The 13,832-nt window shown below is 75.2% G+C and carries 15 protein-coding genes; 13 read left to right on the top strand and 2 right to left on the bottom strand.

Going from position 1 to position 13,832, the window contains the following annotated elements:
- Positions 1-21 precede the first annotated feature (21 nt).
- The gene (locus QBL21_RS01165) at positions 22-960 is read right to left on the bottom strand and encodes a threonine/serine dehydratase (RefSeq protein WP_407560071.1); all 939 of its coding nucleotides are present in this window, start codon (positions 958-960) and stop codon (positions 22-24) included.
- A 24-nt stretch (positions 961-984) separates the two neighbouring features.
- Here QBL21_RS01165 and QBL21_RS01160 point away from each other — a divergent pair, with 24 nt between their 5' ends.
- From QBL21_RS01160 to QBL21_RS01145, 4 genes are all read left to right on the top strand, one after another.
- Positions 985-1,512, top strand: a complete 528-nt coding sequence (locus tag QBL21_RS01160; RefSeq protein WP_407560070.1) for a peptide deformylase — start codon at positions 985-987, stop codon at positions 1,510-1,512.
- The gene (locus tag QBL21_RS01155; RefSeq protein ID WP_407560069.1) at positions 1,509-2,180 is read left to right on the top strand and encodes a GntR family transcriptional regulator; all 672 of its coding nucleotides are present in this window, start codon (positions 1,509-1,511) and stop codon (positions 2,178-2,180) included. Before QBL21_RS01160 ends, QBL21_RS01155 begins: the two co-directional genes overlap by 4 nt.
- 165 nt (positions 2,181-2,345) lie before the next feature.
- The gene (locus tag QBL21_RS01150; protein WP_407560068.1) at positions 2,346-3,104 is read left to right on the top strand and encodes a hypothetical protein; all 759 of its coding nucleotides are present in this window, start codon (positions 2,346-2,348) and stop codon (positions 3,102-3,104) included.
- Between the two features lie 52 nt (positions 3,105-3,156).
- On the top strand, positions 3,157-4,563 hold the full coding sequence (locus tag QBL21_RS01145) for a serine/threonine-protein kinase (protein WP_407560067.1): 1,407 nt from the start codon (positions 3,157-3,159) through the stop codon (positions 4,561-4,563).
- A gap of 16 nt (positions 4,564-4,579) precedes the next feature.
- Here QBL21_RS01145 and QBL21_RS01140 read toward each other — a convergent pair whose 3' ends face one another.
- Entirely contained in the window at positions 4,580-5,254 is a 675-nt protein-coding gene (locus tag QBL21_RS01140) for a ribonuclease H (RefSeq protein WP_407560066.1), read from the bottom strand.
- Positions 5,255-5,727: 473 nt separating this feature from the next.
- Between QBL21_RS01140 and QBL21_RS01135 the strand changes: the two genes are divergently transcribed.
- The 9 genes from QBL21_RS01135 to QBL21_RS01095 all read left to right on the top strand — a co-directional run bounded on the left by QBL21_RS01135 (position 5,728) and on the right by QBL21_RS01095 (position 13,803).
- Entirely contained in the window at positions 5,728-7,077 is a 1,350-nt protein-coding gene (locus QBL21_RS01135; RefSeq protein ID WP_407560065.1) for a polyprenyl synthetase family protein, read from the top strand.
- Entirely contained in the window at positions 7,074-7,871 is a 798-nt protein-coding gene (locus QBL21_RS01130; protein WP_407560064.1) for a class I SAM-dependent methyltransferase, read from the top strand. The genes QBL21_RS01135 and QBL21_RS01130 overlap by 4 nt, the downstream gene beginning before the upstream one ends.
- Positions 7,872-7,888: 17 nt before the next feature.
- Positions 7,889-8,467, top strand: a complete 579-nt coding sequence (locus QBL21_RS01125) for a hypothetical protein (RefSeq protein ID WP_407560063.1) — start codon at positions 7,889-7,891, stop codon at positions 8,465-8,467.
- Positions 8,468-8,571: 104 nt separating this feature from the next.
- The gene (locus tag QBL21_RS01120; protein WP_407560062.1) at positions 8,572-9,798 is read left to right on the top strand and encodes an FAD-dependent monooxygenase; all 1,227 of its coding nucleotides are present in this window, start codon (positions 8,572-8,574) and stop codon (positions 9,796-9,798) included.
- Positions 9,795-10,706, top strand: coding sequence for a UbiA family prenyltransferase (locus QBL21_RS01115; protein WP_407560061.1), 912 nt, complete (start codon positions 9,795-9,797; stop codon positions 10,704-10,706). Before QBL21_RS01120 ends, QBL21_RS01115 begins: the two co-directional genes overlap by 4 nt.
- Before the next feature lie 54 nt (positions 10,707-10,760).
- Positions 10,761-11,096 carry an ArsR/SmtB family transcription factor gene (locus tag QBL21_RS01110; RefSeq protein WP_407560060.1) on the top strand — a complete coding sequence of 112 codons (336 nt, stop codon included), beginning with the start codon at positions 10,761-10,763 and terminating at the stop codon, positions 11,094-11,096.
- A gap of 2 nt (positions 11,097-11,098) precedes the next feature.
- Complete coding sequence (locus tag QBL21_RS01105; RefSeq protein ID WP_407560059.1) at positions 11,099-11,794, top strand: cation transporter; 696 nt, start codon at positions 11,099-11,101, stop codon at positions 11,792-11,794.
- Positions 11,795-12,268: 474 nt separating this feature from the next.
- Positions 12,269-13,231 carry an arsenic resistance protein gene (locus QBL21_RS01100; protein WP_407566265.1) on the top strand — a complete coding sequence of 321 codons (963 nt, stop codon included), beginning with the start codon at positions 12,269-12,271 and terminating at the stop codon, positions 13,229-13,231.
- Between the two features lie 134 nt (positions 13,232-13,365).
- A complete protein-coding gene (locus QBL21_RS01095; RefSeq protein ID WP_407560057.1) occupies positions 13,366-13,803 on the top strand; it encodes an NfeD family protein in 438 nt (145 codons plus the stop codon).
- Positions 13,804-13,832: the final 29 nt, after the last annotated feature.

Genomic DNA, 13,832 nt, shown 5'->3' with positions numbered 1-13,832 from the left:
CCGCTCGGCCCGCGCGAGCAACTACGCCAGTTCTGCGAGGAGTTCGGGGGAGAAGTTGCTGCCGGTGACGATCGTCGCCAGGGTCCCGCCCGCGAACCGGTGGTGCAGCGCGGCGGCGACGCCGAGCGCCGCGGAGGGTTCCAGGATCAGGCCCACGGTGTCCCGTACGACCCGCAGCGCCTCGCGGATCTGCGCGTCGTCCACGAGCACGACGTCGTCCACCAGCCCGCGCATCCGCTCCACCGCGGCGGGCACGGGCACCCGGACCGCGACCCCGTCGGCGATGGTCCGCGCCGCGGTCGAGACGACCGGCTCGCCCCGGCGCCAGCTCTCGGCCATCGAGGGGGCGCCGGCCGCGCAGACCCCCACGACGCGGGTGCGGGGCGCGCGGGCCCTGGTCCAGCAGCCCACCCCGCCGATCAGGGCGCCGTTGCCGAGCGGCACGAGGAGCGTGTCCGGCTTGAGCGGCGCCAGTTCCACGGCGATGGTGCCGGCGCCCTCGGAAATGCGGGTCTCGTGGCCGTCCTCGACGAAGCGGCGGTCCGGGCGGGCGTCCGCGTACGTCCGCGCGGCGTCCTTCGCGGCGTCGAAGTCGTCGCCGTCCAGAATCACTTCGGCGCCGAGTTCGCGCATCCGGGCGACCTTGACGGGGTTGGCGGTCCGGGCGCAGAAGACCGTGACCGCGATGCCGCGCGCCCGGCCCGCGTAGGCGATGGCCTGGCCGAAGTTGCCGGCGGAGGCGCAGACCACCCGCTGCCGGTCGCCCGCTTCGCGCATGAAGTAGTCGGCGCCGCGGCCCTTGAAGGAGCGGATCGGGTTGAACGTCTCCAGCTTGAGCGCCAGGTCCCGGCCCACCCGGCGGGCCAGGGCGGTGTCCTCGACGTGCGGGGTGTCGCGGAAGACGGGGTCGATGAGGTGAGCTGCTTCCTCGATGTTCTGCACCTGTAGTGGCTTCACCATCTGCGTATCGTATACGATACGCAGATGGCCGTACGATCGACTCTCCAACTCGGCGACCCCGCACTGCGCATGCCCGCCGCCGACGTCCCGGAGCCGGGATCGCCGCGGACCGCCGCCACCGCCGCCGACCTCGCGGACACCCTCGCCGACTGGGTGGCGCGCACCGGGTACGGCCGCGGCATCGCCGCCCCGCAGATCGGCGTGCCCAGCCGCCTCGTCCACCTCCACCTCGACCGCCCCTGGACGCTGGTCAACCCGGTGATCACGGCCCGGTCCGAGACGACCTGGGAGGTGTGGGACGCCTGTCTCAGCTTCTCCGTCCAGTTCTTCTGCAAGGTCCGCAGGCCGACCTGGGTGGACGTGACCTACCTGTCCCCGGACGGCACACGGCACGACCTGCGCGCGGACGGCGACCTCGGCGAGCTGCTCCAGCACGAGATCGACCACCTCGACGGCATCATGGCCGTCGACCGTATGACCTCCGCGACCACCCTGTGCATGCGCTCGGAGTTCGAGCACCGCCACCGCGACGAAAGCCCCTATCACCCATGACCTCGCACCCCGCCGCCACCCACGAGCCCATCGCCCGGGCCGAACCGCTGCGCGAAGCCGTCTACCTGCGCATCGTCGCCCTCGTCTCCTCCGGCGCGTACGCCCCGGGCGCCCCGCTCACCGAGGCCGGCCTCAGCCGTACGCTCCAGGTGTCCCGCACCCCGGTGCGCGAAGCGCTCCTGCGCCTCCAGGCCGAGGGCGTCCTCCAGTCCGCCCTGGCCCGCGGCTTCACCGTCCGCCCCCTCGTCCGCCGCGACGCCGCCGAGCTGTACCCCGTCCTGGCGGCCCTCGAAGGGCTCGCCACCCGCACGATCACCTCCATGGGCACCGCCACGACGAAGCGGCTGCACACCACCCTCGACGCACTCGCCAAGTGCACCGACCCGGTACGCCGCTGGCAGCTCGACACCGAGTGGCACACGACGATCGCCGCCGCGGCGGACAACCGCCACCTGCTCGGGATGATCACCCAGCTACGGACCAACCTGTCGCGCTACGAACTCACCTACATGCGCGAGGTGAAGCAGCGCGCCGAGGTCGACCGGCAGCACCGGGAGGTCCTGGCGGCCCTCGTCCGGGGCGAGTTCGCCCACGCCGCGGACCTGCTGGAGGCCCACTGGCACGACGGCATGCGCACCATCCTCGACTGGCTCGACGGCACGGAGTGAACCGCCGGGCCGCTGCCCCCGCCCGGCCCGCGCCCGCCGGCCCGGGGGCGCGGGGTGCTTTTGGCCGCCCGGCGGTGCGCGGGTAACGTGTGCGCCTTCTCCGGGCGGGTCGGCAAGGTCAACTCGCCCCGGACGCACCACAGTCGAGAGTGAGCGAAGGTCGACATGAAGCACGTCATACGTGGGCACCGGAGCGCCGTCGCAGCAGCCGGGACGGTGGCCGGGGCGGTGGTGCTGCTCGCGCTCACCGGCTGCGGCAGCGACGACGACGGCGGGAGCGGGGCCGGCGACGGGCCCGCTCAGGCGGACGCCGTCAAGGCGATGCGCACGGCCGAGTCCGTGCACGCGGTCGGCGAGATGCTGTGGGTCGCCGACCCCGCCGAGATCGACGTGCGGGTGGACAAGAAGGGCAACTGCGTCGGCAGCGCCGGCAACGAGCAGCAGGGCTCCGTCGAGTTCGTCATGCGCGACGGCACCATGTGGCTCAAGCCGGACGCCGCCTACCTGAAGTCGGCGTACGCCTACGACGCCGAGGTGATCGCCGAGGTCGAGGGCTCGTACCTGGAGGAGACTGAGGCCGACGCCCCGACCGACCTCGTGGACCTGTGCACGCTCGACACGTACGTCGAGGAGACGGACAGCGTCGTGTCGTTCAGCCCCGGCATGACGCAGAAGGAGAAGACGAGGCACGAGGGCGTGGCGGTCGTCCCGTACGTGAACGAGGACCCGTCGACCAGCGACGGCGCCAGCATGAAGATCGCCGCCGAGGGCAAGCCGTACCCGGTGACGATCACGGACCCCGAGGGCGCCGAAGTCGACCTGGCCTTCTCTGCGTTCGGCGAGCCGATCAAGGCGGAGGCGCCGGCCGCGGAGAAGGTGCTCACCAAGGACCAGCTCTCGGACATCCGGCTGGAGCTGATGTAGCGGCCGGGCAGACCCGGAGGTCACGGCCTCAATCCCTGCATACGATGGGGACATGGCTGGGGCGAGCGGTCTGCTGATCGCGGGCCGGTACCGGTTGGACCGGCCGGTGGGGCAGGGTGGCATGGGCCGGGTCTGGAGCGCTCGTGACGAACTGCTGGACCGCCGGGTCGCGGTCAAGGAGATCCTCTTCGCCGCCGACGTCGGGGACAGGCAGCGGGAGAAGCTGCTCCGGCGCATGATCGGCGAGGCCCGCGCGGCGGCCCGGCTCAACCACCCCGGCATCACCACGGTGTACGACGTCGTCGAGCACGACGGCGCCCCGGTGATCGTCATGGAGTTCGTCGCCGGCAGCTCCCTGGCCGCCGTGCTGCGCGAGCAGACCCGGCTGCCGGTGAAGCGGGTGGCGGAGCTGGGCGTCCAGGTCCTCGACGCGCTGGCCGAGGCGCACGCCGCGGGCGTGGTGCACCGCGATCTGAAGCCGGACAACATCCTGGTGACCGAACGCCGCGCGGTCATCACCGACTTCGGCATCGCCGCCATGGCCGACGCCGCCATCGGCCCCGAGGGGTCGGCGGGGCTGACGACCACGGGCGGCATGCTGGGCACGCCCGCGTACGCCTCGCCCGAGCAGTTGAACGGCGAGCCGGCGACCGCCGCCTCCGACCTGTGGTCCTTCGGCGCCACCCTGTACGCGGCCGTCGAGGGCCGCCTGCCCTTCCGCGGCTCGAACCTGTGGACGCTGCGCCAGGCCATCTGCGAGTCCGACCCCGCCCCCTTCCGGTACGCCGGGTCGCTGGCGCGGCTCCTCACCGCGCTGCTGGCCAAGGAGCCCGCCCAGCGCGCCACGCTCGCCTCGGCCGCCGCCGAGCTGCACCGCCACACGGGCCGTACGGCCGCACCGGAGCCCTCCGGCCACCCCCCGGCGCTGCCCGGCCGCAGACCACGCCGCGGCTGGAAGCTCCTCCCCGGCCGCCGCTCCCCGGCCGCCCCCGCGGCCCCGGCCGCCCCCGCCACGTACGCCCCGCAGGAGCCCCCGACGCAGGCCTTGCGCACCGACCCCGTGGAGGAGCTGGAGCGCGCGGCGCGCGAACGGCTGCACGGCCAGGTGGAGGTGCACCTCGGTCTCCTCGACGTCATCGCCGAGGCACCGCCCTCGGACGCGGACCTGCTCACCGGCCTGAAGAACCTCAAGGACACGCACACCCACCGGGTGGGCCGCATCCTGGAGGACGAGGCGGGCAAGCTGCTGCGGTTACGCAACCTTCAGAACGAGGAGACGTGGCAGGCCATGGAGCCGTACGCCGCGCACCACGGGGAATGGCTCGCCACCCGCCGCCGCGCGCTCGCCGCGCTCGCCGAGTCGCTGCCGCTCTCGGCGAGCATGCTGACGGAGGACAGCCCGCGGGAGGCGCTGCTCGCGGCGGTCGCCGTCTTCAGAAGGCACATGCTGGAGCTGTGAGGGCCGGGGCGCGGGCTCAGGACTCCACGCACTCCACGTGGCCCCAGCCCGTCCCGTTCTTCGCGATCGTCGTGCCCGCGTCGTAGGACCGGCCGCAGCGGCAGCGGCCCGGGTACCTGGCCTTCAGCGTCGCCCCGCCCGCCTTGCCGGAACGCCGCTTCGCGGCGGCGCCCTTGGCTGCGGTGGCCCGCGCCGGGGTGTCCTCCCCCATCGGGAGCGGGGAGCCGTGGGCCGTGCCCGCGGGGTTCTGGGTACGGGCCGCCTGGGCCGCCGCCGCGTCGGCGGCGGCGTTGTAGGGGTCGCCGTCGACCTGGTGGGCGCGGACGTGCACCAGGCGTACGTCGCGGCCCGTGAGCCGGTCGTCGATGCCGCGTACCAGCTCCTGGTTGGCCACCGGCTTGCCCGACGACGTCTTCCAACCGCGCCGCCGCCAGCCCGGCAGCCAGTCGGTGACCGCCTGCATCGCGTACGTCGAGTCCATCCGCACCTCCAGCGGCACGGCAGGATCCGTGGACTCCAGCAGCCGCAGCAGGGCGGTCAGCTCGGCGATGTTGTTGGTCGCCTTGCCCAGCGGCCCGGCCTCCCAGCGTGCCACCCCGCCGTCCGGGCCCGCCACGACCCACGCCCACGCGGCCGGCCCCGGGTTCGGACTCGCGGCGCCGTCGCACGCGGCAATGATCACGTCAGCCATGCGGCCGATTCTTCCATCCGGCCCGCTCGCGGCCGTCAGCGAGTGGTGGCCGCGGGCGCCGGGGGGAGCACCGGGCGGGGCGCCGGGCGGGGAGACCTGCCGCAGGCGGCGCGCGAAGTCGGTCCCGCGGCCCGCCGATGCCGTGCACGAACGCCAACCGGACCTGGTCGGCACCGCTCATCGAGTCCCCCTGCGCCGGGTGGGAACTGCCGCAGAATACCGCTGTGTCGGTGCCGTGCTTCGTGAGGAGGGTGACGGTCGCGGCGGTGCCGTCCTGCGTGGCGTCGAGCGCCACCCCTCGCCGGAGCCCCGGGCTTTCACCCGCGCGTCAACCGGAGTACTGCGACGTCCACGCGCGCCCCGCGCGGGCCAACGAGCCCCCCGGTGGGGTGATCCGCAGTGCCCTGCGCTTTCGCGCCGTCGTTACCAGTGGGCGCCTACGCACTCTGCCCCCGGGAAGGCGGCTTCTCCTCATGCAGCGCACCGACGCCGGCCCGGCGGGCTTCCCGCTCGCCGAACTGCGTCACGCCGTCGACTCCGGCATCACCGCCTGGCTGGAGCGCGGCGGTTCCGGTGCCGCCGCGTCCGACGCCCTTGCCGCCGCGCACCGGTGGGCGCTCAGCCCGCCCGGCAAGCTGCTGCGGCCGATCACCCTCCTCGCGTCCGCCGGTGCCGTCGGCGGGTCGTACGACGCCGTGATGCCCGCGGCCGTGGGCATCGAACTCGCCCACGTCGCCACCCTCGTGCACGACGACATCATCGACGGCGACGAGCTGCGCCGCGGCAAGGTCGCGGCGCACCGGGAGTTCGGGCTCGCCCACGGGGTGCTGGCCGCCGACTCGTTGTTCTTCGCGCTCTTCCAGCAGCTCGGCGGCTGCCGGCGCACCGGCGTGCCCGACCGGTGCGTCCTCGACGCCGTGGAGGCCCTCGGCGCCGCCGGGCAGCAGACCGCGCGCGGCGTCGCGCAGGAGATCGCGCTCAGCGGCAGCCTGCGCGAGGTGACCGCGCCGCCGGACGGTGGGATCGCCGCGTACGTGGAGATGGCGCGGCTGAAGAGCGCGTCGCTGTTCCGCGCCGCGTGCCACGTGGGCGCGCTGCTCGGCGGCGGCAGCCCGGAGCGGGCGCGGGTGCTCGCGGCGTACGGGGAGGCGATGGGGATCGCGTTCCAGATCCGGGACGACCTGCTGCCGTACGTGTCCGACGGCGAAGGCGCCGGGAAGCCCGTCTGTAGCGACCTGCGCAACCGCCGCCCGGCCCTGCCCGTACTCCTCGCCCACCGCCTCGGCGGCCGTGCCGAACGGGCCGCGCTCGCCGAGCTGGTGGACGGCACGACGGACGAACGCGCCCGCCGGCGGCGGCTGACGCGGCTCGCCGTCGACACCGGCGCGCTGCGCGCGGCGCAGAGCATGGCGCGCGCGTACGTCGACCGCTGCCACCGCGCGCTCGCCCCCGTGCCCGCGGGCGCGGACCGTGACCGGCTGGCGTGGCTGGCGGACGAGGTGGCGGGGACGGCGTACGACCGGGACGACGGGCACGGCTACGGGCGCGACGAGGTGCGGGGCGGCGGGGACGTCGTCGGACACGGCCACGGGGACGACCGCGGACACGGCCACGGGGACGGCCCGGACGACGGCCGGGACCGGGGCCGGGGCCGGGGGCCCGAACCGGACCGGGGCCGGCGCGTCGACCCCGAACGGGACCACGCCCCCGACCGCGGCCACTCCCCCGACCGCGGCCACTCCCCCGATCCCGCCCCCGACCCCGTCGCCGAGGCCGCCACCGGTGGCCTCCGTACCGCGCGCCCCGGCGGTGACCGGCCGTGAACACCGCGCCCCCGCACCGGATCTCCCCCGCCGGCATGCCCCGCGGCGGCCCCGGCGCCTCCCGGTGGGACCGGCTCTTCGAGACCGACCGGGACGAGTACATCGACCGCCCCGACGCCCCCGCCCGGTGCCGCCGCGTCCTGCGCGGCCTCGACCGGTTCCAGCGCCTCACCCTCGGCTACCGCACCTGCGGCCGGCTCACCGCCGCGGAGTTCGGTCCGGCGGCGCACCCGCGGGTCCTCGAACTCGGCGCCGGCTGCGGGCGCCTGGCGTACGGCATCCTCCGCCGCCACCCCACCGCCCGGGTCACCGCGAGCGACGTCAACCCGGCCGTGGTCGAGGCGCTGCGCGCCGGGCCGCTGGGGCGTCATCCGCGGGCCGACTGCGCGGTGTTCGACGCCACCGCGATCGACGCCCCGGAGGGCGCGTACGACGTGGCGGTGATGGCGATGTCGCTGCACCACCTGCCGCCCGACGGGGTGGCGGCGCTGCTGCGCGAGGGCACGCGGGTGGCGCGGACGCTGCTGCTCGTGGACGGGTGGCGGCATCCGCTGAGTCTCGGCGCGGTGCCGCTGATGTTCCTGACCGGAGGCCCCGCGCAGGCGCACGACGGCGTGATCAGCCTGCGCAAGGTGTACAGCGCGGACGCCGTACGGGCGTTGGCGGGGATGTGCGGAGCGCCACTGCGGGTGCACACTCGGTTCGCACTGCCGGGGTATCTCGTCGCCACCGCCACGCGGTCGTCGTACGCCCCGGCGGCTGCCCTCCCGTCCCGTCTCCGTACCCGAAAGTGAGCCGCAACGGTATGCCCATGAGGACCCAGCTCCTTCCCGCAGCCCACGACGACAGCTTCGACACCCCCGGCACCGACACCGCCCGCTCGGCGATCGCCCTGTTCCGCAGCCCGCTGACGCGGATGCTGCTCAGCAGCGACGGCCTGACGACCACGCTCCTGGAGTCGTGGGCGGGAGCGGCCCTGCACGTCGGCGACGTGACCCTCCGGTTCGTCCGCCCCGAGCGCGCGCCGCGCGGCGCCGCCGCCCTGCTGGGCACCGACGACGACGTGCTCGTGCGGCACTCGACGCTCACCGACACCCGGGGCCGGATGTGGTCGTGGAACCAGGTCGTCGCGGGACCGGCCGGCGACCCCGCGCTGCGGCGCTGCCTGACGGACGCCTCGGCGCCGCTGGGCCCCGCGCTGCGGGCGGCGGGCGCCGCCGGCATGGGGCGCACCGTCGTACGCGCCGGGCTCACGCCGTGGCCGCCGGAGCCGCGGGAGGCGGCGGCGTTCCGGACGTACCGGCTGTGGTGCGGGGACGACGTGCTGGCCGCCGTCCACGAGGTGTTCAACCCCGCGCACGTACCGGCGGATGTGCGGGAGGCGGCGTGACAGGCATGCCGGGACCGACACCGACAGGACCGACAGGATCGGCAGCGCCGACAGGACCGGCAGGGGCGGCAGGGGCGACAGGGGAATCGGGGCCGCGGCGGCGGGTGCGTACGCAGGTCGCCATCGTCGGCGCCGGACCGGCCGGCCTGGTGCTGGCGAACGTCCTCTTACGAGCCGGTGTCGACATCGCCGTCGTGGAGCGCCGCTCCCGCGCCGAGGTCGAACGCCGCGCGCGGGCGGGCCTGGTGGAGCACCGGGTCGTCGAGTACCTGCGCGCGCACGGCCTGGCCGACCGGCTGCTCGCGGAGGCCACCCGGCACGGCTGGTGCGACTTCCTGTGCACGGGCCGGGTGCTGCGCTTCGACTACGGCGCGCAGTCCGGGGGCGTACGGCACTGGGTGTACCCGCAGCAGCTCCTCGTCCGCGACCTCGTCGCCGACCTCCGCAAGGCCGGGCACGACCCGCAGTTCTCCCTGCCCGCCACCCGCGTGCACGTGGCCGCCGACGGCTCCGGGCCCGCGCGCGTGGAGTGCCCCGGGCTCGACATCGAGTGCGACTACGTGCTCGGCTGCGACGGCCCGCACGGCATCACCCCGCTCGCGCTGCCCCCGCAGGCCGCGCCGCAGGGCGAGCTGGACGAGCGCTACCCGTACGACTGGCTCACGCTCCTCGCCGAGGTCGACCGCGGCGTGCCGGGCGTGGTGTACGCCGTGCACGAGGACGGCTTCGCCGGCGTCATGCCGCGTACGTCCCGGATCGCCCGGCTCTACCTGGAGATCCCCGCCGGGGACGCCACCGCCCGCTGGACCGCCGCCCGCGTGCACGAGCGGCTGCGCACCCGGCTGGCCGGCGCGGGCGCGGCGGTACCGCGGCTGGGGCGCATCAGGGAGACCGGCGTGCTGCGGATGCGCAGCAGCGTGCGGCAGACGTTCCAGCACGGGCGCCTTTTCCTGGCCGGGGACGCGGCGCACGTGCTGACGCCCTCGGGCGCCAAGGGCATGAACCTCGCCGTCGCGGACGCCGCCGACCTGGCCGACGCGCTCATCCGGCGCTACCGGTACGGCGACGAGGCGTACCTCGCGGGCTACACGTCCCGCAGGCTCCCCGAGGTGCTGCGCACGCGGGACCTCGCCGCCGGGTTCCTGGACCTCCTGCACCCGCAGGGGCAGCACCCCGCCGACCGGCGGGCGGAGCTGGCGCGGCGGCTGGAGCGGTTGAGCGAGCTGGCAGAACCGGGGGCCGCGGGCGCGGCGTTCGCGCACTGGTACGTGGGTGCGGGCCCGGATCTCCCTGCCCCCCACACGGCGGCACCCCGGGAGTCCACTCCATGAGTCTTGCGGTCCAGGCGCGGGCCCTGTACGGCTTCTCGCGCGGCAACCAGGCGCTGCTGAGCATCGCCCAGCCCCTGGTCGGCGCGCTGCTGGCCACAGACCACCCCGCGCCGGGCCGCCTGACCGCCGCCGTACTGGCCACCGCGGCTGCCTTCTTCGCCGTCTTCGCGGCGAACGACCTGTTCGACGCCCGGCTCGACCGGCGCAGCGCGGCGATGGCCCACACCCGCGCGGCCCCGGACATCGACAGCGCGGGCGGCCGGCACCCGCTGGCGCAGGGGCGGCTGCGCTTCGTACCGGGGCTGGTGTGGGTACTGCTGCTGGGCACGGTCTCGCTGGCGGTGGCGGTCGCGCTGAGCTGGGTGTGCGCGGTGCTGTTCGTGCTCGCGGCGCTGCTGGAGGGCGTGTACTGCCGGCTGGCCACGGTCACGGCGTACAAGTTCCTGCTCAGCGGCGCGATGGTCGCGATCGGCGCGTGCGCGGGCTGGTTCGCCTTCTCCGACAGCGTCGACCCGCTGCGCCTCGGGCTGCTGGCGCTGTGGATGGCGGCGTGGGAGATCGGCGGCCGGAACATCCCCAACGACCTCGCCGACGTCGACGAGGACACCCCGCTCGGCATCAAGACCGTCCCGATCGTCTACGGCCCCCGGGCCGCCGCCCGCCTCGCGGCGGCCCTGCTCCTGCTCGCCGCGGCGGCGGCCTGCGCGCTGGCCGTCGCGGCGTGGCCGTCGTACGGCGCGGTGGGCCTCGCGGCAACGGCCCTCACCGCGATCCCCACCCTCGTCACCCCCGCCGCCCGCCTCCTCCGCCACCCCGACGGCCCCACCGCCCTCACGGTCTTCAACCGCGCCTCGTTCCACCCCCTGGGCGTCCTGGCGGCGTTCGTGGCGGGAGCGGTGGTGACCTGAGGCCTTCTCGGTTCACACTTTCCTGAATCCAAGGGATTCTGTATCGTCCTTGATGTGCTGACCACCGCCACGGACATCGACGTGCTGGCCCGCTTCGGCCGCGCGCTCGCCGACCCCATCCGCTGCCGCGTGCTGCTCGCCCTGCGCGAGGCCCCCGGCTACCCCGCCGAGTTGGCCGACGCGCTCGGGATCTCCCGGACGCGGCTGTCCAACCATCTGGCGTGCCTGCGCGACTGCGGGCTCGTCGTCGTCTCGCCCGACGGCCGGCGGATGCGGTACGAACTGGCCGACCCGCGGCTCGGGCACGCGCTGGACGACCTGCGGGCCGCCGTCATCGCCGTGGCCGCCGACCGGACCTGCCCGGACGCCGACGCCGACGGGTGCTGCTGACGATGGCGGCGAGCACCGGCATCGGCCCCGGACCGGGCCGCGCGGCGCTGCTCACCCGCCGGATACGGCTGCTGGTCGCGGCGACGATCGCGTACAACGTCGTCGAGGCCGCCGTCGCGCTGACCGCCGGGGCCCTCGCCTCCTCCGCCGCGCTCGTCGGCTTCGGGCTGGACTCCGTCGTCGAGGTCTCCTCCGCCGCCGCCCTCGCCTGGCAGTTCTCCGCCGCCGACCCCGCCACCCGGCAGGCCCGCGAGGGGCGGACGCTGCGGATCATCGCGGTGTCGTTCTTCGCCCTCGCCGCCTACGTCGCCGCCGATGCCGTACGCGCCCTGCTCGGCGGGTCCGAGGCGGAGCCGTCCGTGCCGGGCATCGTGCTGGCCGCGCTGTCGCTGGCGGTCATGCCGTTCCTGTCCGCCGCGCAGCGCCGCGCGGGCCGCGAACTCGGCGCCGCGAGCGCCGTGGCCGACTCCAAGCAGACCCTGCTGTGCACGTACCTGTCGGCCGTCGTGCTGCTGGGGCTCGTCCTCAACGCGACCGCCGGCTGGGCCTTCGCCGACCCGGTCGCCGCGCTCGTCATCGCCGCCATCGCCGTCCGCGAGGGCCGCAACGCCTGGCAGGGCAAACCCTGTTGCCCCGTCCCGGCCCCGGCCGCGGCCCGGGAGCCGGCCGCGGCGTGCGACTGCTGCGCCGGGGGCTGAGGTACCCCAGCTTCTCCCCCTGCGCGACCTTCGTGCAGTCGTCCAGGCCGAAGCGCTCGGCGGGAGCCTTCGTCGCCAGCGCCGAGTCCTCCACGATGCCCACGCGCATGGCGAGCGCCAGGTCCGAGCCCATCTCGGCGTTGCCGAACTCGTCGTACCCACCCACCGCGAGCCGATACCGCATCGTGCCCCACCCCTCAGCCGTGACGTAGGGACAGGCTGGCGGACGACGGCCGGGACCGGTTCCGGAGCTGCGGCGGGGCAGTCACCCGCGGGGCACCGGGGGTGGGCGTCGGAGCAGACGTCGGGGCGGGGGGTGCCGGCGGGGAGGCCGGCGGCCGGGGGGGGGAGCGTTGGCGGGACGGCCGCCCGCCCGTGCCGCCCACCCCGTTTACCGTCGAGGCAGCACCGCACGCTGGTCACCCACCCCCGAGAGGAGCACCCGTGGCGCAGTCGGCCGGCCCCGTCGCCGCCATGGAGCGGCATCAGGTCGCCGTCTACCTCGGCGCCCTGGCCGCCGGCGGGCTCGTCGGCTGGGTCGCGCCCGCTGCCGGGCCCGGGCTGGAGCACGCCATCAACCCCGTGCTCGCCGCGCTGCTGTACGTGACCTTCCTCCAGGTGCCGGCCGCCCACCTGCTGCGCTCCCTGCGCGCCGGCCGGTTCCTCGCCGCCGCGCTCGTCGTCAACTTCGTCGTCGTGCCGCTCGTCGTCGCGGCGATGTTCGCCTTCCTGCCGGACGACCAGGCCGTCCGCATGGGCGTCCTGCTCGTCCTGCTCACGCCCTGCATCGACTACGTGATCGTCTTCAGCGGCCTCGCCGGCGGCAGCAGCCGCCGGCTCCTCGCCGCCACCCCCGTGCTGCTGATCGCGCAGATGGTCCTGCTGCCCGGCTACCTCTACCTCTTCATGGGCTCCGACCTCGCCGACATCGTGGCGGCCGGGCCGTTCGTCGAGGCGTTCGTCGTCCTGATCGCCATCCCGCTGACCCTGGCCTGGCTCACCCAGGCGTGGGCGGCCCGGCGCCCGGCCGGGCAGCGGACCGCCGACGCCCTGGGCACCGCGATGGTGCCGCTGATGGCCGCGACCCTGGCGACGGTCGTCGCCTCCCAGGTGCCCAAGCTGGACGACGGCGGCGGCCTCGGCGACGTCGCCCGCGTCGTGCCGTTCTACGTCCTCTTCCTCGCCGCGATGGCCTTCGCCGGCCTCGCCGTCGCGCGGCTCTTCCGCCTCGACGCGCCCGCCGGCCGCGCGATCGTCTTCACCGGCGCGACCCGCAACTCCCTTGTCGTCCTCCCCCTGGCCCTCGCGCTGCCCGACCGGCTGGCCGCCGCCGCGGTGGTCGTGGTCGCCCAGACCCTGGTCGAGGTCGTCGGCATGGTGGTCTACGTACGCCTCGTCCCCCGCCTGCTGCCCGCCACCGCCCCGGCCGGGGCGTGACGCGCCCCTGGTGCGTGATGCGCCGGCCGGCCTCGTATCGACCACGGAATCCGGACCTGCCTGCACTCGCCTGTTCTGCCCGGCATGTCGGGAGGGTAGGTTGGAGGGCAAGTCCGCCGAGGGAGGCTGACGCGATGCCGTGGATCGTCTGGCTGCTCGCCGCGGCGGCGCTCGGTGCCGCGGAGTTCTTCACGATGACGCTGGTCTTCGGGCTGCTGGCGGGCGCCGCGATGGTGGCCGCCGTGGTGGCCGGGCTGGGCGTCGGTGCGCTGGGACAGTTCGTCGCCCTGGGGGCGGCGGCGGCAGCGGGTTTCGTCGTCGTACGTCCCGTCGCGCTGAAGCACATGGCCCAGACGCCGCTGACCCGCGAGGGCAGCGACGCGCTGCTCGGCAAGCGGGCCGAGGTCGTGCAGGAGGTGACCGGGACCCGGGGGCTGATCAAGCTCTCCGGCGAGGAGTGGTCGGCGCGCGCCCTCGACGAGACCGCGGTGATCCCGGTGGGTGCGATGGTGGAGGTCATGGAGATCGAAGGCGCGACCGCCGTCGTCTACCCCCGCGAGCTCCTCCCCTGAACCGCCGCACCGCCGCACCGCCGAAACCG

The organism is Streptomyces sp. 184, from assembly GCF_045781775.1.
Taxonomy (GTDB): domain Bacteria; phylum Actinomycetota; class Actinomycetes; order Streptomycetales; family Streptomycetaceae; genus Streptomyces.
Note: the sequence above shows the minus strand (reverse complement) of the source record. Positions and strands in the feature narration are given on the sequence as shown.

Bases quoted from the DNA above. Each gene is read 5' to 3' on its own strand.
- QBL21_RS01145 (WP_407560067.1), top strand. From the start codon at position 3,157: ATGGCTGGGGCGAGCGGTCTGCTGATCGCGGGCCGGTACCGGTTGGAC.
- QBL21_RS01095 (WP_407560057.1), top strand. From the start codon at position 13,366: ATGCCGTGGATCGTCTGGCTGCTCGCCGCGGCGGCGCTCGGTGCCGCG.
- QBL21_RS01135 (WP_407560065.1), top strand. From the start codon at position 5,728: ATGCAGCGCACCGACGCCGGCCCGGCGGGCTTCCCGCTCGCCGAACTG.
- QBL21_RS01140 (WP_407560066.1), bottom strand. From the start codon at position 5,254: ATGGCTGACGTGATCATTGCCGCGTGCGACGGCGCCGCGAGTCCGAAC.
- QBL21_RS01100 (WP_407566265.1), top strand. From the start codon at position 12,269: ATGGAGCGGCATCAGGTCGCCGTCTACCTCGGCGCCCTGGCCGCCGGC.
- QBL21_RS01155 (WP_407560069.1), top strand. From the start codon at position 1,509: ATGACCTCGCACCCCGCCGCCACCCACGAGCCCATCGCCCGGGCCGAA.
- QBL21_RS01160 (WP_407560070.1), top strand. From the start codon at position 985: ATGGCCGTACGATCGACTCTCCAACTCGGCGACCCCGCACTGCGCATG.
- QBL21_RS01165 (WP_407560071.1), bottom strand. From the start codon at position 960: ATGGTGAAGCCACTACAGGTGCAGAACATCGAGGAAGCAGCTCACCTC.
- QBL21_RS01115 (WP_407560061.1), top strand. From the start codon at position 9,795: ATGAGTCTTGCGGTCCAGGCGCGGGCCCTGTACGGCTTCTCGCGCGGC.
- QBL21_RS01105 (WP_407560059.1), top strand. From the start codon at position 11,099: ATGGCGGCGAGCACCGGCATCGGCCCCGGACCGGGCCGCGCGGCGCTG.
- QBL21_RS01125 (WP_407560063.1), top strand. From the start codon at position 7,889: ATGAGGACCCAGCTCCTTCCCGCAGCCCACGACGACAGCTTCGACACC.
- QBL21_RS01150 (WP_407560068.1), top strand. From the start codon at position 2,346: ATGAAGCACGTCATACGTGGGCACCGGAGCGCCGTCGCAGCAGCCGGG.